Source organism: Pseudomonas sp. TUM22785 (assembly GCF_028198105.1).
Taxonomy (GTDB): domain Bacteria; phylum Pseudomonadota; class Gammaproteobacteria; order Pseudomonadales; family Pseudomonadaceae; genus Metapseudomonas; species Metapseudomonas solani.
Map to the genome: position 1 here is coordinate 3,744,410 of NZ_CP116239.1, position 25,898 is coordinate 3,770,307.

Sequence of the window (25,898 nt, forward strand, 5' to 3'; positions counted from 1 at the left end):
CGCGAGGGGCGCCGACCCGGCCCCCTCGTTGCTTCCCCCGCACGTTCCCGCTTTCTCACATTCGAGAAAGACCCCGCCTACCGCGTATCATTCTTGAGCCCCTACAAAGCCCCTCGCTAGAGTCCTGAGCTCATGGCCCCGCCATGATCGTCGCTCACCCGGCACGCCGGGAAATCCACCTGTCGCGAGGACCTTGCCATGCACCCTGTACCACCCGCAGCAGCCTCACATCGTCTCGCCCGACACGAGGACAAGCGCCGTGCCTGACATCCGGTACTTTCCCCGCCCGCACTTCGACGTACTCACGCGCGATGCCCGCGCCCCGCATCTCGACCTGTTCGAAGCCCCTACCCAGGCCTCGGCCAGCGCACACGACAGTGAGGAGATACACGTGATGGAAGACCCCTTGCAGTTCCCCCGGCTCGAAGACTTCTCCGAGTACGTACTCGATGTTCGCCCCGACTCGCCCTGCGCCAGTTGCTACGCGCTGGGCAACTACCGCCTGGTGCAGGCCACGCACCTGATCCAGCGCATCCGCGACGAGTCCGACTACTGCGAGTACAGCCACAGGGCCGTGCGCCAGGAGAAACTGCTCTCCGGCCTGGAAGCCCTGCTGCTTGACGCCTACCTGATGTTCCGGCGCTCCGGCCTGGCCGAGCCGGAGGAACGGCGAGGCGAGCCGCCCTACGATTGCGGGGAAGAACACCCCGCCTACCGCTGAACCCGGGAGGCCTTCGGGCCTCCCTCCCGCCGTTTCGTTTGAGCCTGGAAAGCCACGCCATCAGGACATGGTCCATCGGTTCTGCCTGCGAAGATTCAAACCGAGGACGGATGAACACGTGCCGTAGGCTGTGCCGTGCGCAGCGCCGCACGGTGCTTCCGGCGAACTCCAGGTGCGCGCAGCACACCCTACGTCCGGGCGCCCTTACAGGCTCCGCGCGATGACCATGCGCTGCACGTCGCTGGTGCCTTCGTAGATCTGGCACACGCGCACGTCGCGGTAGATGCGCTCCACCGGGAAGTCCTTCAGGTAGCCGTAGCCGCCCAGCGTCTGGATCGCCGCCGAGCAGACCTTCTCGGCCATTTCCGAGGCGAACAGCTTGGCCATGGACGCCTCGGTCAGGCAGGGCAGCCCCGCCTCCCGCAGCGCCGCGGCGTGGTGCACCATCTGCCGCGCCACGGCGATCTGCGTAGCCATGTCGGCCAGGCGGAAGGCCACCGCCTGGTGCTCGATGATCGGCTTGCCGAAGGTGCGGCGCTCGTGGCTGTAGTCGCGCGCCGCTTCGAAGGCCGCCCGGGCCATGCCCACCGATTGCGCAGCGATGCCGATGCGCCCGCCCTCCAGGTTGGACAGGGCGATGCGGTAGCCCTCGCCCTCCCCGCCCAGGCGCAGGCTGGCCGGGATGCGCACCCCGTCGAGCTGGATCTGGCAGGTATCGGAGGCATGCTGGCCGAGCTTCTCCTCCACTCGCAGCACCTGGTAGCCGGGCGTGTCGGTGGGCACGATGAAGGCGCTGATGCCCTTCTTGCCGGCGGCAGGGTCGGTCACCGCGAAGACGATGACCATCCCCGCGTGGCTGCCCGAGGTGATGAACTGCTTGGCACCGTCCAGCACGTAGTGGTCGCCATCACGGCGCGCGCGGGTGCGCAGGTCGCTGGCGTCGGAACCGGCCTGGGGCTCGGTAAGGGCGAAGGCGCCGATCATCGAGCCTTCGGCCAGCGGGCGCAGGAAGCGGCGCTTCTGCGCCTCGTCGCCGAACTTGAGAATCGGCATGCAGCCCACCGAGTTGTGCACGCTCATGATGGTGGAGCAGGCACCGTCGCCGGCGGCGATCTCCTCCAGAGCCATGGCATAGGCCAGGTGCCCGGTGGCGGCACCGCCCCACTCCTCCGGCACCAGCATGCCGAGGAAGCCCAGCTGGGCCATCTCGCGCAGGGCTTCGCCGGGGAAGCGGTGTTCGCGGTCCCAGTCGGCGGCGAAGGGTTTCAGCCGCTCCTGGGCGAACTGGCGGGCGACGTCACGTATCTGCAGGTCTTGTTCGGACGGAATCATCGGGTTCTCCTTCAGTCCAGGCGCTCGATGGCCACGGCCGTGGCTTCGCCGCCGCCAATGCACACCGAGGCTACGCCACGCTTGAGGCCGTACTGGCTCAGCGCGCCCAGCAGGGTCACCAGCACCCGCGCACCGGATGCGCCGATGGGGTGGCCCAGGGCGCAGGCGCCGCCGTGCACGTTGAGGCGTTCATGGGCGATGCCCAGGTCACGCATGGCCACCATGGGCACCACGGCGAAGGCCTCGTTGATCTCGAACAGGTCCACATCGCCGAGGTTCCAGCCGGTGCGTGCCAGCAGGCGCTGGATCGAGCCCACCGGCGCGGTGGTGAACAGCCCCGGCGCCTGGGCGAAGGACGCATGGCCGGCGATCCGCGCCAGGGGCGTGAGGCCGCGCTTCTCCGCCTCCGACAGGCGCATCAGCAGCAGCGCTGCCGCGCCATCGGAAATCGAGCTGGAGTTGGCCGCGGTTACGCTGCCGCCCTCACGGAACGCCGGCTTCAGGGTGGGAATCTTGTCCAGGCGCGCCTTTGGCGGCTGCTCATCGGCCTCGATGCTGCGCAGCTCACGCCCGGCCCATGCCTGCACCGCCACCGTCTCGGCAGCGAAGCGGCCTTCGGTCAGGGCCTTCTGCGCACGGGTGAGGGATTCGATGGCGAAGGCGTCCTGCTGCTCGCGGGTGAAGCCGTAGGACTGGGCGCAATCCTCGGCGAAGGTGCCCATCAGGCGGCCCTTGTCGTAGGCGTCCTCCAGGCCGTCGAGGAACATGTGGTCGAGTACCTTGCCATGGCCCATGCGGTAGCCGGAACGCGCGCGCTCCAGCAGGTAGGGCGCGTTGGACATGCTCTCCATGCCGCCCGCTATCACCACATCGGCGCTGCCGGCCGCCAGCAGGTCATGCCCAAGCATCGCCGCCTTCATGCCGGAGCCGCACATCTTGTTCACCGTCGAGCACACAACGCCCTGGGGCAGCCCGGCACCCAGTGCCGCCTGGCGCGCGGGAGCCTGGCCCTGGCCGGCCTGTAGTACGCAGCCCATCAGCACCTCGTCCACCGCGTCGGCGGCCAGGCCGGCGCGCGCCAGGGCAGCGGCGATGGCGGCGGCGCCCAGTTCGGCAGCGGTCATCTCGCGCAGGTCACCGAGGAAGCCGCCCATGGGCGTGCGGGCGGCACTGACTATGACGATGGGGTCGATCTTCGCGTTCATGACGGGCTCCTTATTTCGCGGCCATGCGCAGCGCGCCATCCAGGCGGATGACCTCGCCGTTGAGCATGGGGTTGCCGATGATGTGGGCGGCCAGGGCGGCGTACTCGTCCGGGCGCCCCAGGCGCGGCGGGAAGGGCACGTCGGCGGCCAGGGAATCGCGCACCTCCTGGGGCATGCCGGCCATCATCGGCGTCTCGAAGATGCCGGGGGCGATGCACATCACGCGGATGCCGGAGCGCGCCAGGTCCCGCGCCAGCGGCAGGGTCATGGCGGCGACGCCGCCCTTGGAGGCGGAATAGGCGGCCTGGCCCATCTGCCCGTCGAAGGCGGCCACCGAGGCGGTGTTGATCGCCACCCCACGCTCGCCCTCCTCGTTCGGCTCGTTGCCGGCCATGGCTTCGGCGGCCAGGCGCAGCATGTTGAAGCTGCCGATCAGGTTGACCTCCACCACCCGGCGGAAGCTCTCCAGCCCGTGTACGCCCTTGCGCCCCAGCACCTTCTCGGCGGGGGCGATGCCGGCGCAGTTGACCAGGCCGTGCAGCGCGCCGAAGGCTTCGATTGCGGCGGCAACGGCCGCCTGGGCTTCGTCTTCACGGGTGATGTCGGCGCGCTGGAAGCGGGCCTTGTCACCCAGTTCGGCGGCGCGGGCGGCACCGGCTTCGGCGTTGATGTCCACCAGCAGCACCCGGGCGCCTTGCAGCAGCAGGGTGCGGGCGGTGGCCAGGCCGAGGCCGGAGCCGCCACCGGTGATCAGGAAGGTTCTGTTTTCTATCTGCACGTCTAGGGCTCCTTGGTGGTCAGTGGGCGGCACGCGCCTGGGCGCTGGCGATTTCCTGGTTGCGCAACAGGAAGCGCTGGATCTTGCCGCTGGGTGTCTTGGGCAGTTCCGCGACGAACTCGATCTCACGGGGGTAGGCATGGGCGGACAGGCGCTTGCGCACGTGCTGCTGCAGGGCCTCCGCCAGGCCGGCATCAGCGGCATGGCCGGGCTTGAGCACGACGAAGGCCTTGACCAGCTCGGTGCGCTCCGGGCACGGCTTGCCGATGACCGCCGCCTCGACCACGGCCGGGTGCTCGATCAGCGCGCTCTCCACATCGAAGGGCCCGACCCGGTAGCCGGAAGTGGTGATCACATCGTCCGAGCGGCCGACGAAGGCGATGCTGCCGTCCGCGCTCAGCTCCACGGTGTCGCCGCTCAGGTAGTAGTCGCCGACGAACGCCTTGGTGGTGCCGCCCAGGTAGCCGGGGAACCAGAACAGCGGCGAGCGGGCGCGGTCGATGGCGAGGATGCCCGGCTGCCCCGCCGGCAACTCGCGATGGGCGTCATCCAGCACCACCACGCGGTGGCCGGGCACGGCGAAACCGGCGGCGCCGATGCGCACCGGGTGCGCCAGCTCGTGGTGGTTGCACAGCACCATGCCCAACTCGGTCTGGCCGTAATGGTCGTGGATGGGGGTGCCCAGGCCCTCGCCGAACCAGCGGATCACCTCCGGGGTCAGCGGCTCGCCAGCACTGCTCACCGCGCGCAGCCGGCCCTTGAGCTCGGGCTCCACCTGCTCCCGCGCCGCCAGCAGCAGGCGGAAGGCCGTGGGCGAGCCGGCCAGGTTGGTGATACCCAGCTCACGGATGATCCGGCAGGTGCTTTCGACGCTGAAGCCACCCTCGTAAAAGGTGGTGGCGTGGCCCAGGGCCAGGGGGCCGGTCACTGCGTAGTAAAGCCCGTAGGCCCAGCCCGGGTCGGCCAGGTTCCAGAAGCGGTCGTCCTCGCGCAGGCCCACCGCATCGCGCATGTAGCCGACGAAGGCGAGGATCGCCCGCAGCGGCACCTGCAGCGCCTTGGGCAGCCCGGTGGTGCCCGAGGTGCACATCAGCAGGAACGGATCATCGGCACGGCGCAGCACCGGCTCGAAATCGTCGTCGTGCTGTGCCAGGGCATTCCAGAAGGCGCAGCCAGCCGGCTCGCTGCCACCGACCGTGAGGATCGCCGGCACCTGGGCCACTTCATCCAGCTTGGCGCGGTTGGCGGCGTCCACCACCACCAGGCGCGATTGGCCGCATTGCAGGCGGTGCTCGATGGCCTTGGGGCCGAAGGCGGTGAACAAGGGCTGGTAGACAGCGCCGATGCGCCAGGTGCCGAGGATGGTGACCAGCAACTCGGGCGTGCGCGGCAGCAGGCCGGAGACGCAATCCCCCGGGCCGATGCCCTGTTCGCGCAGGTAATGGGCGAAGCGTGCGCTGGCCTCCTTCAGCCGGGTGAAGGTCCAGTCCTCGCGGCGGCCGTCACGGCCTTCCCAGACCAGTGCCACGCGCCCCGGTTCGGCGTGGCGGTCACAACATTCGATGCAGGCGTTGAGGGCGTCCGACGTGCCCGCCAGGGTGCCGGCGAAAGCGTCGGCAAGGTCGAATCGGCGTGCAGCCTCGTGGTAGTCGCGCATGGACGGTGACTCCGCATTGTTCTTGTAGTGAGCGGAATCTTCGGACCGGCGTTGCCCAGGGGCAATGTCGAATGGCGCCAACCTGGGCGAGCGCTTTTGACAACGGCCAGTGGCCAGCTCAGCCCGACGGCGGGCTCGGCTGCATCAGCTCGCGGTACTGGCCGGGCGTGGTGCCGGTCCATTTGCGGAAGGCCTTGTAAAAGGCGCTGGCGTCGGCGAAGCCCAGCTCGAAGGCCAGTTCGGCGAAATTGCCCTCGCCGCTGTCCAGGCGGGCGATGGCCAGGTCGCGGCGCACCTGGTCCTTGAGCGCCTGGTAGGACTGGTCTTCCAGGGCCAGCTTGCGACGCAGGGTCGAAGGCGCCATGTAGAAGTGGCTGGAGAGCGCCTCCAGGTCCGGCCAGCGCTCGGGACGCAGGCTGCGCAGGTAGGCGCGGATGCGCGCCGCCAGGCTTTGCGGGTCGCGGTAACGCACCAGGATGTTGGCCGGCGCACCGCCGAGGAAGCGCTTGAGTTCGCGCTCGCCACGGCGCACCGGCAATTCCAGGCAGTCGGCATTGAACAGCAGGCGCGTGCGCGGCCGGCCGAAGCGCAGGTTGTCGCTGAACATCACCCGGTAGTCCTCGATGTAGTCCGGCGCCGCGCAACGCAGGTCGATGGCGAGGATGGGGATGCGCCGCCCGGCCAGCCAGCAGGCCAGGCCGTGGACGATCATCCACAGGGTGAAATAGGCGAAGGCGCGCTGGGACTCGCCCGGAGCCTCCTCCAGCACGATCTCCGCCATGCCGCCCTGGCGCACCAGGCGCGGCGACAAGCCATCGAACACCAGGCCGAGGAAGCCGAGGATGCCCTCCAGCGCATCCCCCAGGCTGGCTTCCTTCAAGGCCGCGCGGGCCATGAAGGCGAAGCTGCCGGACTTCATCCGCCGCGGGTTCATGCCGAAGAACTCATCGTCCATCCGCTGTGCCAGGCCCAGCCAGAGCCGCGCGTATTGCTGCGTGGAGACCCGCCCATAGGGCCGCTCCAGCGCCTCGGCGGCGATCTCGGCGTGCAGCAGCAGCGGCTGCGCATCAAGGCCACGGGCACGCAGCTCCTGCAGGGCCTCGCGGACCAGCTGGACGGAAATGGTGCCTTTTTCGGTGAGGGTGCCGGTCATGGTTCCCTGGCGCGTGCAGTGGGGAGGCCGATTGTAGAGCGATCACGTCGAGGCGCGCAGCCCGGATGTAGCCCGGGCTTCAGCCCGGGGGGCACTACACCCGCCCGAGCCCCCGCATCCGTGCAAACGCGGCCCGCTACAGGTGCTCCAGCACATTCAGCAGGCGCCCCGCCGGGTCCCGCACGAAGAAGCGCCGCATGCCCCAGGGCTCATCGCTCAGCGGGTAGGCGATCTCGGCGCCCAGGGCCTCGGCCCGGCGGTGCACCTCTGCCACATCGTCCACCTCGACCGAGAGCTCCGGCACCGGCGTGCCCGAGCCGCCTTCGCTGGCCAGGCCCAGCTGCGGGCGCATGCGCACGTCCTCCGGGGAGGCCAGGGTGACGATCCAGCCGTGGTCCATCACCACATCGAGGTCCAGCAGGCGGCGGTAGAAATCCGCCAGCGCGGCGGGATCGGGGGTGGCGAAATTGGCGACCAGGCGCAGCACCTTCATGGCATCGGGCTCCTTGTTGAAGACCGCAGCAGCATAGCCGTTCGCCGGGCCGGAGCCGCCCGCCCCTCGGGTGCTGCGCAGGTCCGCGCCAACCGGACACAGGGCCGCACCGTGACAGCGACGGCCCCCACCCCCTATCCTTGCGCCCTCTGCCGCTCCGTCGGATCTTTCGTAAGTCAGCCCAAGGAAATTCCCATGCCCCATGAAGGCAGCCCGTTGCAGGTCGCCGTGGTCTTCCTGCTCGCCGCCGTCCTTGCCGTGCCTCTCGCCAAGCGCCTGCAACTGGGGGCCGTGCTCGGCTACCTGCTGGCCGGCGTGCTGATCGGTCCCTCCGTCCTGCGCCTGGTCAGCGACCCGCAGAACGTCGCCCACCTGTCCGAACTGGGCGTGGTGCTGCTGCTCTTCATCATCGGCCTGGAGCTCTCGCCCCGGCGCCTCTGGGTGATGCGGCGCTCGGTGTTCGGCGTCGGCCTGGCCCAGGTGCTGCTCACCGGCGCGCTGATCGCCGGCATCGCCTACCTGGCCTTCGCCCGTTCCTGGCAGAGCGCCGTGGTGCTGGGCCTGGGCCTGGCGCTCTCCTCCACCGCCTTCGGCCTGCAGATACTCGCCGAGCGCAAGGAGCTGACCAGCCCCCACGGTCGCCTGGCCTTCGCCATCCTGCTGTTCCAGGACATCGCGGCCATCCCGCTGATCGCCCTGATCCCGCTGCTCAGCGGTGCCACCGCCGCCCGCGACGACGGCGGCCAGCTGGCCCACCTTGCCGAGGTGGTCGGCAGCATCGGCCTGGTGGTGATCGGTGGCCGCTTCCTGCTGCGCCCGGTGTTCCGCATCGTCGCCCGCACCGGCCTGCAGGAGGTGTCCACCGCCACCGCGCTGCTGGTGGTGATCGGCACCGCCTGGCTGATGGAGCTGGCGGGCATTTCCATGGCCTTGGGGGCCTTCCTCGCCGGCCTGCTGCTGGCGGACTCGGAATACCGCCACGAGCTGGAAGCCCAGATCGAGCCGTTCAAGGGCCTGCTGCTGGGGCTGTTCTTCATCAGCGTGGGCATGAGCGCCGACCTCAGCCTGCTGCTGGGCCAACCGCTGCTGGTGCTGGGCCTCACTGCGCTGCTGATCGGCCTCAAGTTCCCGGTGCTGTTCCTGGTGGGCCGCAGCGCCGGTGGCCTCACCCGCGAGAGCGCCCTGCGCCTGGGCGTGGTGCTGGCCGCCGGTGGTGAATTCGCCTTCGTGGTGTTCAAGATGGCCCGCGACCAGGGCCTGTTCGATGCGCAGCTGCATGGCTTCCTGGTGCTGGCCATCACCCTGTCCATGGCGCTGACGCCGCTGCTGATCCTCGCCATCAACCGCGTGTTCAAGGCCAAGCCCGCGCCGGTGAACGTGCCGCCGGAATACGAGAAGATCGAAAGCGACTCACCCCGCGTGGTGATCGCCGGCACCGGCCGCATGGGCCAGATCGTCGCCCGGGTGTTGCGCGCCCAGCGCGTGCCCTTCCTGGCCCTGGACACCTCGGTGGAAACCATCGAGCTGTCCCGCAGCCTGGGCCGCATGCCGATCTTCTATGGCGACCCGCTGCGCCCGGAGATCCTCCGCGCGGCCAAGGTCGACAAGGCCGAGTTCTTCATCATCGCCACCGACGACCCGGTGACCAACCTGAAGACCACCGAGCTGGTGCGCCGCCTCTACCCGCACCTGAAGATCATTTCCCGCGCCCGGGACCGCCAGCATGTGCACCAGTTGCTCGACCTCGGCGCCCTGCCGGTGCGCGAGACCTTCTATTCCAGCCTGGAGATGAGCCGCCAGGTGCTCATCGGCATGGGCCTGGACGAGGAGCAGGCCAATGCACGCATCCGCCGCTTCCAACGCCACGACGAGGAAGTGCTGGCGGCCCAGCACAAGGTCCATGGCGACGCCGCTGCAGTGATGCAGACCGCCCGCGAAGCCCGTGCCGAGCTGGAAACCCTGTTCGACGCCGACCGCATCGAGGACCAGGGCGTCAAGTAAGCACCCAACCGCTCGGCCTCAGGGCTGGGCGGCCTTCCAGGCGCTTATCTGTTCCAGCGTGGCGGTGACCCCGCCACACACCACCACCATCACCCGCCCATGGACCCGCAGCACCTCGTTCCCGGCATAGGCCAGGGCCAACGCCGCGCCACAGGCCGGCTCGACGAGGATGCGCTGCTCATCGAGGAAGCGCTCGCAGGCCTCCAGCGCCGCCCGGTCACTCACCACCTGCGCCTGCACCGGGTGGCTGCGCCCCAGGGCGAAGGCCCGCTCGCACACCTGCCTGGCGCCGAGCGAGGTGGCCACGCTGTCGATGCGCTCCAGTTCGATCCGCCGCCCCGCTTCCAGCGCCCGGGCGAAGGACGCCGCGCCCGTGGTTTCGGCGGTGATCACCGGCACGGTATTCCAGCCGTTGCGCTGCAAGCCCTCCACCACTCCGCTGAACAAGCCACCACCGCCCACCGAGAGCAGTACCGCGTCCGGGCGAAAACCGCTGGCGGCCACCTCGTCCACCAGGCTCGCATGGCCCTGCCAGAGCAGCGGGTCATCGAAGGGGTGGATGAAGGCATCGGTCGCGCCCAGCATCGATTGCGCCAGGGCATTGGCCTCGTGCCAGGCGGCGCCGTGGACGATCACCTCGGCGCCCTCCTGGCGGATCAGCGCCTTGGCGCGCTCGGTGGTGGTTTCCGGCACCACCACCGTGACCGGGATCGACAGGCAGCGCCCGGCATAGGCCACGGCGATACCCGCGTTGCCACCGGAGGACGAGATGAAGCGCCGCTTGCCCTGCCGTGCATGGGCCTCGCAGGCGGCACCGATGCCGCGCAACTTGAACGAGCCCGACGGCTGCAGGGCCTCCAGCTTCAGCCACACCTCGGTACCGGCGGCGAGGCTGAGGGGGCGGGAATGGATAAACGGGGTCTGGATATGCAGGGTCATCTCGGGCTCGCACGGCATTCTCGGGCCGCCAGTTTCGGCCGACCACGGCCGGGGCGTCTTGTATGTTCTTGCAGCGGGACAGCGGCACGTCAAATTCCTTGAGCAACCCACGAGCGCCACGGTCTACCCGTTAACGCCAACAGGACGCTCGCATGCACAAGACGCCCGACCATTCCCACCTCGCCGGCCTGGAACTGGCCAGGCAACTGTTCGACACCGGCCCGCTCGAAGACCTGACGCAACGGCTCGACCTGGCGATCGCCCAGGCCCGCGCGGCGCAGCCTGCGGAGGGCGACGGCATCTACGAGCTGGAGCGCATCGCCAGCCAGCTGGAAGCCGGCGGGGCCATCGACCCGCCGCCGGTGTTCAGCGCAAGGCTCGACGCACCGGTGCGCCAGGGCACCTCCGTGGCGCTGATGCTGGTCCACCGACGCCTGGCGAAGTTGCGCGAGCAGCCCCCCGAAGGTTGAAGCAGAGAGATCCGCCGCCTGGAAACCGTCCGTCCGCTCGTGTGCGTCCACCGCCGGCAGGGCGTAAGGCGCATCTATCCTTAGTGCGTTGCAACAGGGAGAAATCATCGACAGGAGGTTGCCATGCGCTGTCCCTCGCAGTTGCCGAACGAAGCCGAACGCCTGCGTGCCCTCGTCGACTACGGTCTCGACGACGAACGCATGGTCCCCAGCCTGGACCCCGTGGTGCGCATCGCCGCACGCATGTTCAACATGCCTGTGGCCGCGGTGAACATGATCGGCAGCGACCACGTGTTCTTCGCCGCCAGCACCGGCGTCGGCAAGGTGGACATGGACCGCGACGTGTCCTTCTGCGCCCATGCCATCACCCAGGACCAGGTCATGGTGGTGCCGGATGCCACCCAGGACGACCGCTTCCACGACAACCCCCTCGTGCTGGGCCCCACCAACCTGCGCTTCTACGCCGGAGTGCCGCTGCTCTCCGCCGAGGGCTTGCCCCTGGGCGCGCTGTGCATCATCGACGACCAGCCCCACCAGGACTTCTCCGAAGAAGACCGCGAGCGCCTGCGGGAGCTGGCGCGCATGGCCACCGACCGCCTGGAGCTGCGCCGCATCGAAGTGAGCGCCGAGCGCAAGCGCCCGGCCTTCGAGAGCTACGCCGGCCACTCCGACACCCCGGTGCTCTGGTTCGACCACCGGGGCCATATCCTCGCCTGGAACCCCGCCGCCGCCGACCTGCTGGGCTACGCCCCCGAGGAAGGCGCCGGGCTGCCGGTGGAGGCGCTGCTGGCCGTGGCCGAGCGCCCGTCCTTCCTGGCGCTGATCCGCCGTGCCGTGACCGCCGGCTACCTGGCCGACCTGAGCACGCCCACCACCCTCAAGGGCCTGCACAAGGACGGCAGCGAATTCGACCTGGGCCTGTCGCTGTTCTCCTGGAGCGAAAAGGGCTACCCGCGCTTCGAGGCGGTGCTCAGCGACAACAGCCAGCGCCGACAGGAAGAGGCCGAGCTGCGCCGCCTGGCCACCTTCGACGCCCTTACCGGCCTGGCCAACCGCGGCTGCTTCTACCGCCGTGCCGAAGAGGCGCTGCTGGCGGCCGAGCCGGTGACGGTGCTGATGATCGACCTGGACGGTTTCAAGGACGTCAACGACACCCTGGGCCACCTGATCGGCGACGGCATCCTGCGGGAAGTGGCGAACCGCCTGGCCGCCATTGCCGGCCCCAGCGACCTGGTGGCGCGCATCGGCGGCGACGAGTTCGCCCTGCTGCTCACCGGCATCACCCAGCCCGAATCCGCGCTGCTGGTGGCGCAAAACGCCATCAGCGACATCGCCCAGCCGATCCTGGTGGACGGCCACGAAGTGCGGGTCGCGGCCAGCTGCGGCCTGGCCCTGGCGCCCCTGCACGCCCTGGAAGCACTGGAGCTGGTGGGTGACGCCGACCTGGCGCTGTTCAAGGCCAAGGGCGTCGGCCGCAGCCAGGTGGCCGCCTTCACCCCCGAACTGCGCATGGAGGCGGTGAGCCGCCATTTACACGCCATGGAGCTGCACCGTGCAGTGGAGAACCGCGAGTTCGTGCTCTTCTACCAACCCCAGGTGCGCCTCAGCGACGGTTCCCTACGGGGCGCCGAAGCCTTGATCCGCTGGCAGCACCCCGAGCGCGGGCTGCTGCCGCCTGCGGCCTTCCTGCCGGCCCTGGAGGGCGGCCCGCTGGCGGCCAGCGTGGGCAGTTGGATACTCGACGAGGCCTGCGCGCAGCTGGCCTTCTGGCGCAACAACGGCGCCGAGGACATACGCATGGGCGTGAACCTGTTCAGCGCCCAGTTCCGCGTCGGCGACCTGGTGACCGAGGTGCTGGAGGCCCTGGCCCGCTATGGCCTGCCACCGGAGTCCCTGGAGCTGGAAGTCACCGAGAACATCGTGCTGGACAACGACGACATCGTGCTGGAAACCCTGCAGCGCCTGCGGGCCCACGGCGTCGGCATCGCCTTCGACGACTTCGGCACCGGCTACGCCTCGCTGATCCTGCTCAAAACCTACCCCCTGAGCCGGATCAAGATCGACCGCTCCTTCGTCCAGGGCATCCTGGAGTCACGCCGGGACGCCTCGGTGGTCCGCGCCATCCTCGACATGGCCCGCAGCTTCGACCTGGAGACCATCGCCGAGGGCATCGAAAGCGAAGCCCAGCGCGCTCGTCTCAAGCTGGAGCGCTGCGGCGAGGGCCAGGGCTACCTGTTCTCCCGGCCGATGTCCGCCCAGGCCTTCACCGAGGCGTACAACATCCGCCTGCCGGTGCGCACCGCCAGCTAGCCTGGCGCCGGACCGGCCCAGAAACGATGAAGGGCGCCTCGAGGCGCCCTTCTGCATCCATGGAACTCGATGGAATCAATGCCACCAGCGCGGCAGGCCCTTGCGCTGCTCTTCGCTGCTGTTGCCACGGTCGACCTGGGTTTCGCTGACGGAAGCGCGGTCGCTGGCGGCGTCCTTGAAGGCACGTTCGATGCTGGAATGATGGTCGGCGGCGCTGACGCTGAAGGCGCTGCTGGCGACGACGGCGGCAAGCAGGGTGGCGGTGAAGTAGCGGCTCATGATGGATTCTCCTGTGGGGATGGGTGAGTGATTCGACGGGGCCAGTGTCGCGTCGCCGCCCCGCCCGGAGAAACGCAATCGGTCACTAGTGGATATCAGCGAAATCGATTGCGCCCATCCCGGCCCGGTGCCGGCGTCAGGTCTTTCGCGGCTGAAGCCGCTCCTACAAGGGCGTATACGCAGCCACGAAGTCGACCGGTGCGTAGGGTGGATGGCGCTCTTTTCATCCACCAGGCGGTGCCACAGGGGGCACCGAGCCCGGGCAGCCCTGTGGCCCGCTGGGCGAATGAATTCGCCCCTACAGGTGCCGCCCAAACAGGCCGTTATCCCGCCTGCACCTGGCTCCGCGTGGCCAGGCGGGTGTGCAGGCCGAAGGCGACCAGGGCCAGCAGCGGCAGCGCGGCACCAAGGGCGGCGATGGCCTGCCAGCCGCCCTGCTCGTACAGCAGGCTGGCGATGGACGAACCGACGGCGCCACCGATGAAGATGCTGGTCATGTACAGCGCATTCAGCCGGCCACGACTGGCGGCATCCAGGGCGTAGACCTCGCGCTGGCCGAGCACCATGTTCATCTGCACGGCGAAATCCAGCAGTACGCCGGTCAGCGCCAGGCCGACCACGCCCCAGGGCAGGCCGAACAGGGCCGGGAGGAAACTGAGGATGGCCAGCAGCATGGCGCAGCGCGACATGCTCCGGGTGTGCCCCGCATCGGCCAGGCGCCCGGCGATGGGGGCGGCCACCGCACCGATGGCGCCGACCAGGGCGAACAGCGCGATCTGCGACTGGGACAGCCCATGGGTGCGGGCCAGCTCCACCGGCACGGCGGTCCAGAACAGGCTGAAGGTGCCGAACATCAGCGCCTGGTACAGCGAGCGCTGGCGCAGCACCGGCTCGCGGCGGAACAGGTGCCAGAGCGAAGCCAGCAACTGGCCGTAGCTGGCGCGGTGGTCGGGGCGCCGGCTGGGCAGCGCCATGGCCATTACCAGGGCGATCAGCAGCATCAGCCCGGCAGCGCCGAAGAACACCGCGCGCCAGCCGAAGTGGTCCGCCACAACGCTGGACAGCGGCCGCGCCAGGAGGATACCCAGCAGCAGCCCGCCCATGATCCCGCCGACTACCCGGCCCCGGGATTCCTCGGGCGCCAGGTGCGCGGCCAGGGGTATCAGCATCTGCACCGAGACCGAGCTGAAGCCGATCAGGGCCGAGACCAGCAACAGGACGGCGGGCGCGTCGGCCAGGGCCATGCCCACCAGGGCGAGGACGCTGACGCCGAGGGTGGCGAGCATCAGCCGGCGGTTCTCCAGCAGGTCCGCCAGGGGCACCAGGAAGAACAGCCCGACGGCATAGCCGACCTGGGTCAGGGAGACGATCAGGCTGGCGCCGTGGGTGGAGATGCCGACATCGGGGGCGATCAGCTCGATGATCGGCTGGGCGTAGTAGATGTTGGCGACGATGGCGCCGCAGCAGAAGGCGAAGAGCAGCACCAGGCCCCGGCTGAGCGCCTGGGGGGCATGGGTGGCGAAATGGCTGGCAGGGTTCATCCAACGGTCCTCAGGGTGTAACGGTTCGAGGCGCCTATCCTGGGCAAGGTCGCGGGTGGAGGGAATCCGCCCGGGGCGCAAAGCGGCTTTGCCTTTTGCGCAATGCCAGCCGCTAGAGCAAGCCGCCGACGAACTCGATGAACGCCGCGACCCGCCGCGAACCCCGCTGGCTGGGCAGGTAGAGCGCGGTGATCACCGCGCTGGTGTCGTCCGGGTTGACCAGGTGCTCGGGGAACAGCGGCAGCAGGCGGCCGGCAGCGATATCTGTGTCCACCAGCCAATCCGGCAACAGCGCCACCGCCGACCCGGCCAGCGCCACGTCGCGCAGCACCTCGACGTTGTTGCTGCGCATGCGCCCACGCACCGGTACGCGGACTTCGCCATCCTCGCCGCTGAAGGTCCAGACCTGGCGGGCCGCACCGTAGTTGAAGCGCAGGCAGTCGTGCTCGGCCAGGTCCAGCGGCTGCCCGGGCGTGCCGTGCTCCGCCAGGTAGGCCGGGCTGGCCACCACATGGCGCCGGAACTGCCCCAGGCTGCGGGCGACCACGCCATCCATAGGCGCCGCCGCACCGAGGCGGATGGACAGGTCCACCCGCTCGCCGAGCAGGTCGACGATCTCGTCGGTCAGGGTGATATCCAGTTCCAGGCGCGGGTAACGGCGCAGCAGCTCACCGATCCTGGGCGAGATCAGGCAGCGGCCGAAGGCGCTGGGAAGCGAAACCCGCAGCGGCCCGCTGGGTTCCTCGCCGCCGTCCATCACCGAGGCATCGGCCTCGGCCACGTACTCCAGCACCTGGCGCGAACTCTGGTAATAGGCGGCACCGGCCTCGGTGACCGTCACCTGGCGCGTGGAGCGGTTGAGCAGCACCGTGCCCAGCTCCTGCTCCAGGGCATCGACCATGCGCGTGACCGAGGAGGTGGCCAGGCCCAGGCGCCGTGCGGCTGCCGAGAAGCCCTTGGCGTCCACGGCGGCGACGAACATCTTCAGGGCCAGCAGCTTGTCCATGGGCGCTCCGGGGAATGGAAAAGCCCGGCACAAGGGCCGGGCTGGGGATCGGCGGATGATACCTGGCGCCGCTCCAGGCTTCACCGTCAACCGGCAGCTTTACCCGCCTCCTCGGCCGGAGCCGTCTCCGGCTCCGGTGCGCGCTCGCGCACCACAGGCCAGAACAGCTCGTGCTGCCAGCTCACCGGGCGCAGGTGCTCGATGCCGTAGCGCTCGGGGCGGCGGCGGGTGATCTTCGCCGTGCCGAACAGCACATCCCAGAAGAACAGCAGGTTGCCGTAGTTGCCCTTGTAGTGGGTCACGCCGTCGTCGGCGCTGAGGCCGTGGTGGGCCGAGTGGGTGGAGGGCGTGGAGATGGTCCGTTCCAGCAGCCACATCAGCGGGCGCAGGGGGCGGATGCGGTAGAGCCTGTCGTCCCAGGGCACGCTGCTGTGGGCGCCGAAGATCACGCACATCTTGAGGATCAGGTAGACGTAGTAGACCGGCGCCAGCCCCATGTGGATGAGCATCCCGCTCAACCACAGGCCCGGCATCAGCAGGTAGTAGAAGCTGTTGTTGCGGTAGACGATGCGGATGCTCATGTAGGGCGCCGAGTGGTGTGCCCGGTGCAGGGCATAGAGCAGCGGCACGCGGTGGGCCAGGCGGTGCCAGGCGTACTGGGTGAGGTCATCGAACACCAGGAACAGCGCGAACCCCGCCAGCCAGGGCAGGCCGGCCAGGCTGCCTTTCGCCTCGGGCACGAAGTGGTCCAGCAGCCTGGCGCTGAGGGTCATCACCAGGGGGAAGGTGAAGCCCAGCAGCAGGCTGGAGCCGATGATCTCGATCAGCGCGTCACGGCGCCGACCCTCGGGTTGACGGAAGCAGGCACAGGCTATTTCCAGCAGGATGAACCCCAGGAAGATGGCGGCGACTATCAGCGTGGGGTTATTGGCGAGCGTTGTTGTATTCATGGCAATCTCGTTCCGGCCCGACAGGGGCATTGCCCAGCCATAAGAAACCAGGACACCCGCCCGACCTATGCGAGAAGAGGACAGAAACATCCGAATCGAGGCCAAGTCGCCGGTCCGGCGCTTCCATCGCGGCGCCATGGGCCAGGTGCTGGAGCGTTACCTCGATGCACAGTCCCGTGGCCCTCAACGCGACTACCAGTTGGTGGAGCTGGAGCAGCTCTGGGCGGATGCCGCGCGCCACGACCCCGCCATCGGCCTGCACCTGTTCGCCCGGTTCACCTCGCGGGACCTGCACGTGCTTACCCAGCTGTGCCTGTATTGCGTCGATGTCGCCCAGGCCGTCGCCTGCTGGGCGCGCTATGCACCGCTGGCCTCGGACATGGAGAACCTGGCGCTGGTGGAAGACACCGGTGGCGTCGCCGTGGAGCTGCGCATCGACGCGCCCGAGGGCCTGGCCCGCTATGTGGTCGAGCACTACAACGTGATGGCGCTGACCCAGCTGCGCCGGGGCACAGGCGTCGAAGTGACACCGGCACGGGCCTGCTTCACCTACCCCCGCCCCGCCTATCACGCCGAATACCGGGCCTGGTTCGGCGATGACCTGCAGTTCGGCTGCGACCACAACCGCCTGTACTTCGCCCCGGCCACCCTCAGCCTGCCGATGCAGGGACACAACCCCGGCATGCTCGACCTGCTGACCAGCGAACTCGACCGCCGCCTGGCCCGCCAGCACCAGCTCAGCGGCTGGGCCGCCCGTGTCGCCAGCGGGGTGCGCCGCAGCCTGGCGCGGGGTGAGGCGCCGAGCCTGGAGAACCAGGCCGAAGCCCTGCACCAGAGCCCGCGCACCCTGCGCCGGCGCCTGGAGGAGCAGGGCCTGACCTTCCGCCAGTTGCTCGACCTGGTACGTGGCGAACTGGAACAGCACCTGGAGTTGCAGGGCCTGGGCCGCGCGGAGATCGCCGAACAGCTCGGCTACGCCGACCTGGCCGCCTACCAGCACGCCCGCAAGCGCTGGCGCGACTAAGGCTAGCCCGGGCTTTAGGGCCGTAGCCCAGGCTTCAGCCCGGGAGTATGAAAGTCATCGTGCGCTGATGCGGTAGACGCAGCGGGAGGCATTGGCCAGCAGGTGCTGCTCGCGGACCACCTCGGCCTCCTCGCCCACCACTTCCTGGAACAGTTGCAGCTCGGAGCGGCAGAAGCCCTGGCAGCTCCGTGCCGCCACACAGATGGGGCAGTGGTCCTCGATCAGCAGCCAATCCTCGCCATCGCGCTCCACCCGTGCCATGTAGCCCTCGGTCGAGCGCACCGCCGCCAGCTGCTCCAAGCGCCTGGGCAGGCTGCGGCTGCTGCAGGCCTGGCGATAGACCGCGCGGGACTCCGCCTCGCGCTGGCAGATCAGGCGGTCCAGCCCCTCTTCGCCGAACAGCTGGCGCACCGAGCCGATCAACTGCACCGTGAGCTGCGCGTGGGTATCCGGGAAACGGGCGTAACCGGCATCGGTGAGCACCCAGTTCTGCCTCGGCCGCCCGGCACCGGATGCCGGCTCCTGACGCCCCTCCACCCACCCTGCGGCCACCAGCTTCTGCACCTGCTGGCGCGCCGCTTCCGGCGTCATCTCCAGGGCCTGGGCCAGGGCGGCGGTGGACACCGGACCCCGGGTCTTGATCAGCAGCAGGGTGCGATCGCCGGTGGAGGCAGCGGTGTCGGTGATAGGGTCGGAGGTGGTCAAGGCGCGGTCCGGATATCCAAGCGAATGGTTGCATATTAGAGAGCCGCCCGAAGCGCGTCGAGCGGGGATCGCCCTGCGCCCTGGGTAACTTCTTCCCATGGGCCAGGCGGGTGATCCGGCCACGCCATCCTTTGGCTGGCTGGGCAGCGTCTTGGATGGGTCTAGCCTGCGCCTACCGCCCCGGGCCAAGGACAGCCACCGGGCATTCGCACGCTGACAAGGAACGACACGATGAACCCCTACAAAGCCGCCCTGAAGATACTGGCCCTGCTCGGCCTGGCCATCTGGTCCCTGGTCTCCTCCGCCTTCACCCCGGGCGGCGCCTTCACCGCCACCGGCCCCTTCAGCGTGAAGTACAACCCGGTGCTGCCGGCGGTCACCTGCACGCTCACGGTGCACGGGGTCGCCAACCCCGGCGGTGGAGCCTCCGTGACGGCCGCCACCCTGACCGGCAGCAACCCGCTCTGCGCGAACATTGCCCCGCAAGGCCTGCCCTGGCCCTGGCAACCGACCAGCGTCACGACCGTGAATGTCAGCAATATGGGCATCAAGATCGGCACCGTGACCTGCAGCGCCGCAACGCTGGCCACCACCTGGAGCAACGCCAGCAACAGCCTGTCGGCGACCAGCCTGCCCTGGGGCAGTTGCACGCTGCAGAGCCTGACCCTGGTGACCACGCCGGCGCTCACCCTGCCCTGACTGACACCGGGTGTGCCATGAAAAAACCGCGCAGCTGTAGCGGGTGATGCCGGCGACGGCCCGGTAGTGTTGCGCGACCGGCCGCACCCGCGGCCCTCGCCAGGACCGCTGCCATGCTCGACCTCGACACCTTCGTCATCTTCACCTGTGCGGTGGCGCTGCTGTTGATCTCGCCGGGGCCGAACATGGCCTTCGTCATCAGCCACGGGGTTTCCTGCGGCTGGCGCGGTGGCCTGGCGGCGGCGCTGGGCATCAGCCTGGCGGATGCGACCCTGACCCTGCTCACCGCCGCCGGCATCACCGGCCTGGTGGCGGCCTGGCCACCCTCCTTCGACATCATCCGCCTGGCCGGGGCCCTCTACCTGCTGTGGATGGCCTGGAAGACCCTGCGCAGCAGCGCCACCGCCGGCGCCACAGGCGTCGCGCCGCTGCCGCTGCGGGCGGTGCTGATGCGCGCCACCCTCAACAGCCTGCTCAACCCCAAGGCGCTGCTGTTCTTCATCGTCTTCCTGCCACAGTTCGTGGTGCCCGAGCGCGGCCCCATCGCCGAGCAGCTCCTGCTGCTGGGCGCCCTGCTCACCCTGTTGGCCTTCCTCTTCCATGCCGCCCTGGGGCTGGTCGGTGGCTCCATGGGGCGCCGCCTCAAGGGTCGTGGCCGCTTCGCCAGCCTGCAGAAATGGGGCCTGGCCAGCCTGTTCGGCGCCCTCGCCCTGCGCCTGTTGGTGATGCAGCGGCCGGCCTGAACCATAGCGCCAGATTTTCAGGCCCGTAGGTTGGCGCCGAGCGTGCGAGGCCCAACGGTGCGCCGTGGAGGTCCGCTGCGTTGGGCTTCGTGCCTCAGCTCAACCTACGAGGCACGAATTCTGCGGCAATAAAAAGCCCCGCCGGTCCTGCGACAGTCGGGGCTGGGGTGACGCCGTGGCTTATGCGACGACCGGGATCGCCGGGTCGGCGGCGGCCAGGGCTTCGGCGCGGTTGGCGGCCGGCGGGTAGATCCACACGCTGTTGATCTGGGTCTTCAGCTGCTTGCCCTCCTCACGCACCAGCTTGACCTGGCGGTCCCAGCCTTCGGTGAACACCGCGCCCCAGGCGCCCAGGTCCAGGCAGGTGACGTACTTGGGCTGGCTGTAGGGGATCGGCTCGACGCCGAGCAGGTTGGCCGCGACGTTGTTGCCGGCCGAGCGGCCCAGGGCGATGGCGTGCTGGCAGGACATCAGGGCGAAGTTGCCCAGGTCGTCGGAGGCGGCGTAGGCCACGTCACCGGTGGCGAAGACGTCGTCCTGGCCGATCACCTTGAGGTTGCGGTCCACGTGCAGGCGGCCCTGGGCGTCACGCTCGGCGGGGATCTGTTCGGTCAGCGAGCTGGCACGCACGCCCACGGTCCAGACCACGGTGCTGGCCTCGATGCGACGGCCGTCGGCGAGGGTCACGCCGCCTTCGTCCACCGAGGCGACACTGGCGTCCAGGCACCATTCGATGCCCAGCTCTTCCGAGGCTTCGACGATCTGCGCACGCGGGCCGTCGCCCAGGGCGGCGCCGATGCGCGCGCCACGGTCGACCACCACCACCCGCACTTCGGCGTCGGCACCCAGCGCTTCACGCAGGCGCGCCGGCATTTCGGCAGCGGTTTCGATGCCGGTGAAGCCGCCACCGGCGACCACCACCGTGTTGCGCGCCTTGGAGGCCGGCAGCGCGCCCAGCGAGCGGATGTGTTCTTCCAGGCGCACGGCCTCTTCGATCTGGTCGACGTCGAAGGCGTGCTCGACACCCGCCATCTTCGGCCGTACCACGCTGCTGCCGGTGGCCAGTACCAGGCGGTCGTAGGCCAGCTCGGCCGGAGCGCCCTGCTCGTCGCGATAGGCCACGCGCTTGCCTGCCACATCGATGCGGTCCACCACGCCCTTGACGAAGTTCACGCCAACGGCGGCGAACAGCTCGCCCAGCGGAGCCTTCATGCGGTGCACGCCGGCTTCGTAGAAACGCGGACGCACGCGCAGTTCGGCCTGGGGCGCGAGGACACTGACCTCGACATCGGTGCGGCCATGGATGTCCAGCAGGCGCGTGGCACTGAGGGCGCTCCACATGCCACCGAAGCCAGCGCCGACGATCAGGATGCGTTGTTTCATGTTCGTATCTCCAAAGAGGTAAGGGTCGTGTTCGGTTCGAATAGGGACGGGGCTACGAGTGGCGCCAACTGCATGTCCGGGTACTGCTGCTCGTGTGGCGCCATCAGCCGCTCACATCTACGACTATATTGATCGTAGTTTATGGCGACAAGTATTTTTTCTTTGCCCTCCACTGCTTCGCTCGCCATGCTGCTGGCTGCACCGCTCAAGGGCGCACCTTTCTGCAGCCTCCAAGGCACTGAACAACAGTGTTGGAGCGGACGGACGGCAGCCCCGCCCATCGCCGAAGCCGCAGCGGGCCTTGAGATGCATGGGAACAGATCGCAGAATATATGCGACACAAACAGTCGGAGTTATGAATGTCTCTTTACAGCGCAGGGGTCGAGTACGGCATCCACTGCCTGCTCTTTCTCGTGGACGAACGCGGTGACAGCCGCGAAGCCAGCGTGCGCGACATGGCCGAACTGCAGGGGGTACCCCAGGAGTACCTGGCGAAGGTGTTCACCAAGCTGGCCAAGGCCGGGTTGGTGGCCGCGACCGAAGGCGTGCGCGGCGGCTTCCGCCTGGCCCGCCCCTCGGACGAGATCACCGTGCTGGATATCGTCCGCGCCATCGATGGGCACAAGTCGATCTTCGAATGCCGGGATATCCGCGGGCGCTGCGCCCTGTTCGAAGGTTCGCCGCCGGACTGGGCGCTGGAAGGCACCTGCTCCATCCATGCGGTGATGCTGACGGCGCAGAAGCGCATGGAAGAGGCGCTGGCCCAGCAGACCATCCTCGACATTTCCCGCCGCGTGGGCCGCAAGGTGCCGGCGGAATTCGGCGCCCAGATCGCCGAGTGGATGGACGAGCGCCAGCAGAACCGCACCGGCGGCGAGTCGATCCCCCTGGTCAACCTGCCCGACTGAGCCGGCGCCGGCTCAGAACAGGTCGAGCTGGCCGTCGACCAGCTTGCTGAAGTCGCCCTGGACGAAGGGCAGGATGGCATCCGCCACCGGTTGCAGCTGGCGGGTGACGTAGTGGTCGTAGTCGATGGGCGCGCGGCGGTTCTCCAGGGGCTCGGGCCCGGCGACGGTGATCAGGTAGCTGATCCAGCCGCCGTTCTGGTACTGACGCGGGCGCCCCTGGCTTTGGTTGTAGTCATCGGCCAGGCGCGCGGCACGCACATGGGGCGGGACGTTGCGCTCGTAGTCGTCCAGCCGCCGGCGCAAGCGCTTGCGGTAGATCAGCAGCTCGTCCAGCTCGCCGGCCAGGGTGCGGCGCACGTAGTCGCGCACATAGTCCTGGTAGGGCTGGCGGTTGAAGATGCGCAAATACAGCTCCTGCTGGAAGCGCTGGGCCAGCGGCGACCAGTCGGTGCGCACCGTTTCCAGCCCCTTGAAGACCATCTCCTCGCTGCCGTCGGCACGCGTCACCAGCCCGGCGTAGCGCTTCTTGCTGCCCTCCTCCGCGCCCCGCACCGTGGGCATCAGGAAGCGGCTGTAGTGGGTTTCATACTGCAGTTCCAGCGCGCTTTCCAGGCCGTATTCCTGCTGCAGGTGCTCGCGCCACCACTGGTTGACCCGCTGCACCAGCGACCGGCCGATGGCGGCCGCCTCCTGCTCGCCATGGGCGCGGCCGAGCCAGACGAAGGTGGAGTCGGTGTCGCCGTAGATCACCTGGTGCCCCTGCGCCTCGATCAGCGCGCGGGTGCGGCGCATGATCTCGTGGCCGCGCAGGGTGATGGACGAGGCCAGGCGCGGGTCGAAGAAGCGGCAGCCGCTGGAGCCGAGCACGCCGTAGAAGGCGTTCATGATGATCTTCAGTGCCTGGGACAGCGGCTGGTTGTGCTCGCGCTTGGCCGTCTCGCGCCCCTGCCACACCCGCTCGACGATGGCCGGCAGGCAGTGCCGCGTGCGTGAGAAACGTGCCTCGCGGAAGCCCGGTACCGAGTGTTCGTCATCGGGCTGGCGCAGGCCTTCCACCAGCCCCACCGGGTCGATGAGGAAGGTGCGGATGATCGAGGGGTACAGGCTCTTGTAGTCCAGCACCAGCACCGACTCGTACAGGCCGGGGCGCGAATCCATGACGAAGCCGCCCGGGCTGGCCTCGGGCATGCGTTCGCCCTGGTTGGGCGCGACGAAGCCCTGGCGGTGCATCAGCGGGATGTACAGGTGGCAGAAGGCGGCCACCGAGCCGCCGCTGCGGTCGGCGGGCAGGCCGGTGACCGTGGCCCGTTCGAGAAGGAAGGTGAGCAGCTCGGTCTTCTCGAAGATGCGCGTCACCAGCTCGCAGTCCTTGAGGTTGTAGCGCGCCAGGGCGGGCTTGTCCTCGGCGAACATGCGGTTGATCTCGTCCATGCGCTGGTAGGGGGTGTCGATGGCCTTGCCTTCGCCGAGCAGGGTCTGGGCGACGCTCTCCAGGCTGAACGAGGGGAAGCTCCAGGTGGCCGAGCGCAGCGCCTCGATGCCGTCGATGATCAGCCGCCCCGGCGCTTCGGCGAAGTAGTGGTTGTTGCGGCTGCCGTGCTCGCGCCAGCCCATGGCCTCGCCGCCACGCCCCAGGCGCAGGGGCACCTTAAGGCGCTTGGCGTGCTCGTTGAGCACGCGCAGGTCGAACTGCACCAGGTTCCAGCCGATGATGGCGTCCGGGTCGTGCTCCACCAGCCACTGGTTGAGGCGTTCGAGCAGTTGCGCGCGGTCGTCGCAGTACTCCAGGTCGAAGTCCACCTCGCGGGCATCGCCGTTGGCCGGGCCGAGCATGTACACCTGGCGCTGGCCGCAGCCTTCCAGGGCGATGGAGTAGAGCTCGCCGTGGAAGGTGGTCTCGATGTCCAGGGACACCAGGCGCAGGCGCGGACGGTAGTCGGGCGCCGGCTTCATCTGCCCGTCCAGCAATGCGCCCTCGGTATCGGGCGTGCCGCCGAAGAGCACCGGGGCGGTGATGAAGCGCTCCATCAGGTAGCGCTCGGGCGGGCGGATATCGGCCTCGAAGACGTCGACACCGGCCTGGCGCAGGCTCTTGTCCAGGCCGATCAGTTGCCGGTGCTGCTGGCAATAGAGGCCGAGCACCGGGCGGTGGCGGAAATCGCAGAGCCCCAGGGGCCGCAGTTCGACGCCACGCTCGTTCTTCAGCAGCGCTTCGGCGCGCTCGCGCTGCTCGGCGGGGAGGAAGGCCACGGAGGTCTGCGGCGCCAGGCGCAGGTAGCGGGGGCCCTCATCGGTCGCCAGCCAGAAGCCCACTTCCGTGCCCGCGGGCGTATCGCGCCAGTGCCGGGTCAGGACGAAGCCCTGCTGTAGTTCCACCTTGCGACCTCGAGGAAAGATTCAGGGGCGCGATTCTACGTGGCCCGGGCGGCTCGTGCCCGCCCGATCGGCTAGTCGCGGGTGCTCCTGACTTCCTTCAGCTTGCCTTCGATGAAGTGCAGCTCGCGGGTCATGCCGTTGCGCGGGCCGTAGGTCCAGATGTCCACGGTCACCGCGTTGAGCTTGGGTACGCCGTTGTTGCGCAGGGCCGGCAGCGTGCGCACGCGCTTGTCCGGCTCGCCGCACTTGCGCAGCACCTCCTCCAGGCTGTCTTCCTGCAACACCAGGCCCTTGCTGCAACGCAGGGTCAGGGCCTGGGCCGGCGCGCACCAGGCCGCGATGAGCAGCAAGGCGAGCAATGCACGGGGGATGAAAAGCTTCATGGGTCGTCCTCCAGCGCTCATCAGCGCTTGATCGCCTGCAACGTATAGCTCAGGGGCAGGCGCCAGGGCGCCTCGTCCAGGCGCCATTCGCCATCGGCGTGCTGGCTCATGCGCCCGGGCAGCGCGTTCCAGGGCAGGCTCTGGTGCTCTTCCAGGGCGGTGATCTGCATGCCGTGACCGAGCAAGGCGGTGATGATCTCGCCCAGGCCGTGGTTCCAGATATGGGTGACGGTGGCGGTGAGCGTGTCGGGGGACTCCACGTAGGTGGTGTCGCATTCCCAGACCAGCGGCTCGGCCCGTTCGAAGTAAGGCAGGTCGACATGGAGGGTGTCCTCCCGCTCCTCGTCTATCGCCCACATCATCGGATGGCCCTCGCGAATGAACAGGCGCCCGCCCGGCTTCAACAGCGAGGCCACGACGCGGGCCCAGCGCTCGATGCTGGGCAGCCAGCAGAGCGCGCCGATACCGGTGTAGACGAGGTCGAAGGCGCCGGGTTCCAGCACCTGGTCGGCGTCGTACACGTCCGACTCCAACCATTCCAGCGGCGTGCCGCACCGCTCGGCCAGGGAGCGGGCCTCGGCGATGGATTGCGGCGAGAAATCCAGCCCGCACATCTGCGCGCCGAGCCGGCTCAGGGACAGGGTGTCGGTGCCGATGTGGCACTGCAGGTGCACGCCGCGCAGGCCGCGGATATCGCCGAGGCGCGGCAGGTCGAAGCGCACCACCTCGGAGAGGTGCTGCGGGTCGGCGGCGAAGGCCGCCGCGTCATAGCCGCGCGAGGTGGCGTGAAGCACGGCGCGCTGGTCCCAGTTGGCCTTGTTCAGGTGGATGTAGTCGCTCAT

The 25,898-nt window shown here is 68.9% G+C and carries 24 protein-coding genes; 8 read left to right on the forward strand and 16 right to left on the reverse strand.

Annotated features, from left to right (window positions below; all coding sequences use genetic code 11):
* The first annotated feature begins 259 nt into the window (after positions 1-259).
* A complete protein-coding gene (locus tag PI990_RS16915; protein ID WP_021221035.1) occupies positions 260-721 on the forward strand; it encodes a hypothetical protein in 462 nt (153 codons plus the stop codon).
* A 204-nt stretch (positions 722-925) separates the two neighbouring features.
* On the opposite strand, the gene PI990_RS16920 is transcribed toward PI990_RS16915, so the two are convergent.
* The 6 genes from PI990_RS16920 to PI990_RS16945 form a co-directional block, all read right to left on the reverse strand.
* Positions 926-2,053, reverse strand: a complete 1,128-nt coding sequence (locus PI990_RS16920) for an acyl-CoA dehydrogenase family protein (RefSeq protein ID WP_271657817.1) — start codon at positions 2,051-2,053, stop codon at positions 926-928.
* A gap of 11 nt (positions 2,054-2,064) precedes the next feature.
* Complete coding sequence (locus PI990_RS16925) at positions 2,065-3,258, reverse strand: acetyl-CoA C-acyltransferase (RefSeq protein WP_271657818.1); 1,194 nt, start codon at positions 3,256-3,258, stop codon at positions 2,065-2,067.
* Positions 3,259-3,268: 10 nt separating this feature from the next.
* The gene (locus PI990_RS16930; protein ID WP_271657819.1) at positions 3,269-4,036 is read right to left on the reverse strand and encodes a 3-hydroxyacyl-CoA dehydrogenase; all 768 of its coding nucleotides are present in this window, start codon (positions 4,034-4,036) and stop codon (positions 3,269-3,271) included.
* 19 nt (positions 4,037-4,055) lie between these two features.
* The gene (locus tag PI990_RS16935) at positions 4,056-5,693 is read right to left on the reverse strand and encodes an acyl-CoA synthetase (RefSeq protein ID WP_271657820.1); all 1,638 of its coding nucleotides are present in this window, start codon (positions 5,691-5,693) and stop codon (positions 4,056-4,058) included.
* A 118-nt stretch (positions 5,694-5,811) separates the two neighbouring features.
* The gene (locus PI990_RS16940) at positions 5,812-6,846 is read right to left on the reverse strand and encodes an AraC family transcriptional regulator (protein WP_271657821.1); all 1,035 of its coding nucleotides are present in this window, start codon (positions 6,844-6,846) and stop codon (positions 5,812-5,814) included.
* Positions 6,847-6,982: 136 nt separating this feature from the next.
* Entirely contained in the window at positions 6,983-7,339 is a 357-nt protein-coding gene (locus PI990_RS16945; RefSeq protein ID WP_271657822.1) for a VOC family protein, read from the reverse strand.
* Positions 7,340-7,534: 195 nt separating this feature from the next.
* Here PI990_RS16945 and PI990_RS16950 point away from each other — a divergent pair, with 195 nt between their 5' ends.
* Entirely contained in the window at positions 7,535-9,340 is a 1,806-nt protein-coding gene (locus PI990_RS16950) for a monovalent cation:proton antiporter-2 (CPA2) family protein (RefSeq protein ID WP_021221044.1), read from the forward strand.
* Positions 9,341-9,358: 18 nt separating this feature from the next.
* On the opposite strand, the gene PI990_RS16955 is transcribed toward PI990_RS16950, so the two are convergent.
* Complete coding sequence (locus tag PI990_RS16955; protein ID WP_271657823.1) at positions 9,359-10,279, reverse strand: pyridoxal-phosphate dependent enzyme; 921 nt, start codon at positions 10,277-10,279, stop codon at positions 9,359-9,361.
* Between the two features lie 152 nt (positions 10,280-10,431).
* On the opposite strand from PI990_RS16955, the gene PI990_RS16960 reads away from it, so the two are divergent.
* Together PI990_RS16960 and PI990_RS16965 are read left to right on the forward strand one after the other, a co-directional pair.
* Positions 10,432-10,749, forward strand: coding sequence for a hypothetical protein (locus tag PI990_RS16960; protein ID WP_184489965.1), 318 nt, complete (start codon positions 10,432-10,434; stop codon positions 10,747-10,749).
* A gap of 123 nt (positions 10,750-10,872) precedes the next feature.
* Positions 10,873-13,059: a putative bifunctional diguanylate cyclase/phosphodiesterase gene (locus tag PI990_RS16965; RefSeq protein ID WP_271657824.1), complete on the forward strand. Its 2,187-nt coding sequence runs from the start codon at positions 10,873-10,875 to the stop codon at positions 13,057-13,059.
* Positions 13,060-13,134: 75 nt separating this feature from the next.
* Here PI990_RS16965 and PI990_RS16970 read toward each other — a convergent pair whose 3' ends face one another.
* The 4 genes from PI990_RS16970 to PI990_RS16985 all read right to left on the reverse strand — a co-directional run bounded on the left by PI990_RS16970 (position 13,135) and on the right by PI990_RS16985 (position 16,835).
* Positions 13,135-13,338 (reverse strand): hypothetical protein, encoded by a 204-nt coding sequence (locus tag PI990_RS16970; RefSeq protein WP_184489963.1) that lies wholly within the window; start codon positions 13,336-13,338, stop codon positions 13,135-13,137.
* Between the two features lie 323 nt (positions 13,339-13,661).
* Entirely contained in the window at positions 13,662-14,879 is a 1,218-nt protein-coding gene (locus tag PI990_RS16975; protein WP_271657825.1) for an MFS transporter, read from the reverse strand.
* A gap of 112 nt (positions 14,880-14,991) precedes the next feature.
* A complete protein-coding gene (locus PI990_RS16980; RefSeq protein ID WP_271657826.1) occupies positions 14,992-15,885 on the reverse strand; it encodes a LysR family transcriptional regulator in 894 nt (297 codons plus the stop codon).
* Between the two features lie 86 nt (positions 15,886-15,971).
* A complete protein-coding gene (locus PI990_RS16985) occupies positions 15,972-16,835 on the reverse strand; it encodes a sterol desaturase family protein (RefSeq protein WP_271657827.1) in 864 nt (287 codons plus the stop codon).
* Between the two features lie 67 nt (positions 16,836-16,902).
* On the opposite strand from PI990_RS16985, the gene PI990_RS16990 reads away from it, so the two are divergent.
* Positions 16,903-17,859 (forward strand): AraC family transcriptional regulator ligand-binding domain-containing protein, encoded by a 957-nt coding sequence (locus tag PI990_RS16990; RefSeq protein WP_271657828.1) that lies wholly within the window; start codon positions 16,903-16,905, stop codon positions 17,857-17,859.
* 54 nt (positions 17,860-17,913) lie between these two features.
* Here PI990_RS16990 and PI990_RS16995 read toward each other — a convergent pair whose 3' ends face one another.
* Complete coding sequence (locus PI990_RS16995; protein WP_271657829.1) at positions 17,914-18,564, reverse strand: helix-turn-helix transcriptional regulator; 651 nt, start codon at positions 18,562-18,564, stop codon at positions 17,914-17,916.
* Positions 18,565-18,795: 231 nt separating this feature from the next.
* On the opposite strand from PI990_RS16995, the gene PI990_RS17000 reads away from it, so the two are divergent.
* Positions 18,796-19,263, forward strand: coding sequence for a protein activator (locus tag PI990_RS17000; protein ID WP_265168743.1), 468 nt, complete (start codon positions 18,796-18,798; stop codon positions 19,261-19,263).
* A gap of 113 nt (positions 19,264-19,376) precedes the next feature.
* The gene (locus PI990_RS17005) at positions 19,377-20,006 is read left to right on the forward strand and encodes a LysE family translocator (RefSeq protein ID WP_271657830.1); all 630 of its coding nucleotides are present in this window, start codon (positions 19,377-19,379) and stop codon (positions 20,004-20,006) included.
* 180 nt (positions 20,007-20,186) lie between these two features.
* On the opposite strand, the gene PI990_RS17010 is transcribed toward PI990_RS17005, so the two are convergent.
* Positions 20,187-21,389, reverse strand: a complete 1,203-nt coding sequence (locus PI990_RS17010; protein ID WP_184489955.1) for an NAD(P)/FAD-dependent oxidoreductase — start codon at positions 21,387-21,389, stop codon at positions 20,187-20,189.
* Positions 21,390-21,748: 359 nt separating this feature from the next.
* On the opposite strand from PI990_RS17010, the gene PI990_RS17015 reads away from it, so the two are divergent.
* Positions 21,749-22,297 (forward strand): RrF2 family transcriptional regulator, encoded by a 549-nt coding sequence (locus PI990_RS17015; protein WP_271657831.1) that lies wholly within the window; start codon positions 21,749-21,751, stop codon positions 22,295-22,297.
* Between the two features lie 12 nt (positions 22,298-22,309).
* Here PI990_RS17015 and PI990_RS17020 read toward each other — a convergent pair whose 3' ends face one another.
* From PI990_RS17020 to PI990_RS17030, 3 genes are all read right to left on the reverse strand, one after another.
* Positions 22,310-24,673, reverse strand: a complete 2,364-nt coding sequence (locus PI990_RS17020) for a DNA polymerase II (protein WP_271657832.1) — start codon at positions 24,671-24,673, stop codon at positions 22,310-22,312.
* 71 nt (positions 24,674-24,744) lie between these two features.
* Positions 24,745-25,056: a DUF2845 domain-containing protein gene (locus tag PI990_RS17025; protein ID WP_271657833.1), complete on the reverse strand. Its 312-nt coding sequence runs from the start codon at positions 25,054-25,056 to the stop codon at positions 24,745-24,747.
* 20 nt (positions 25,057-25,076) lie between these two features.
* Positions 25,077-25,898, reverse strand: a complete 822-nt coding sequence (locus PI990_RS17030) for a class I SAM-dependent methyltransferase (protein WP_271657834.1) — start codon at positions 25,896-25,898, stop codon at positions 25,077-25,079.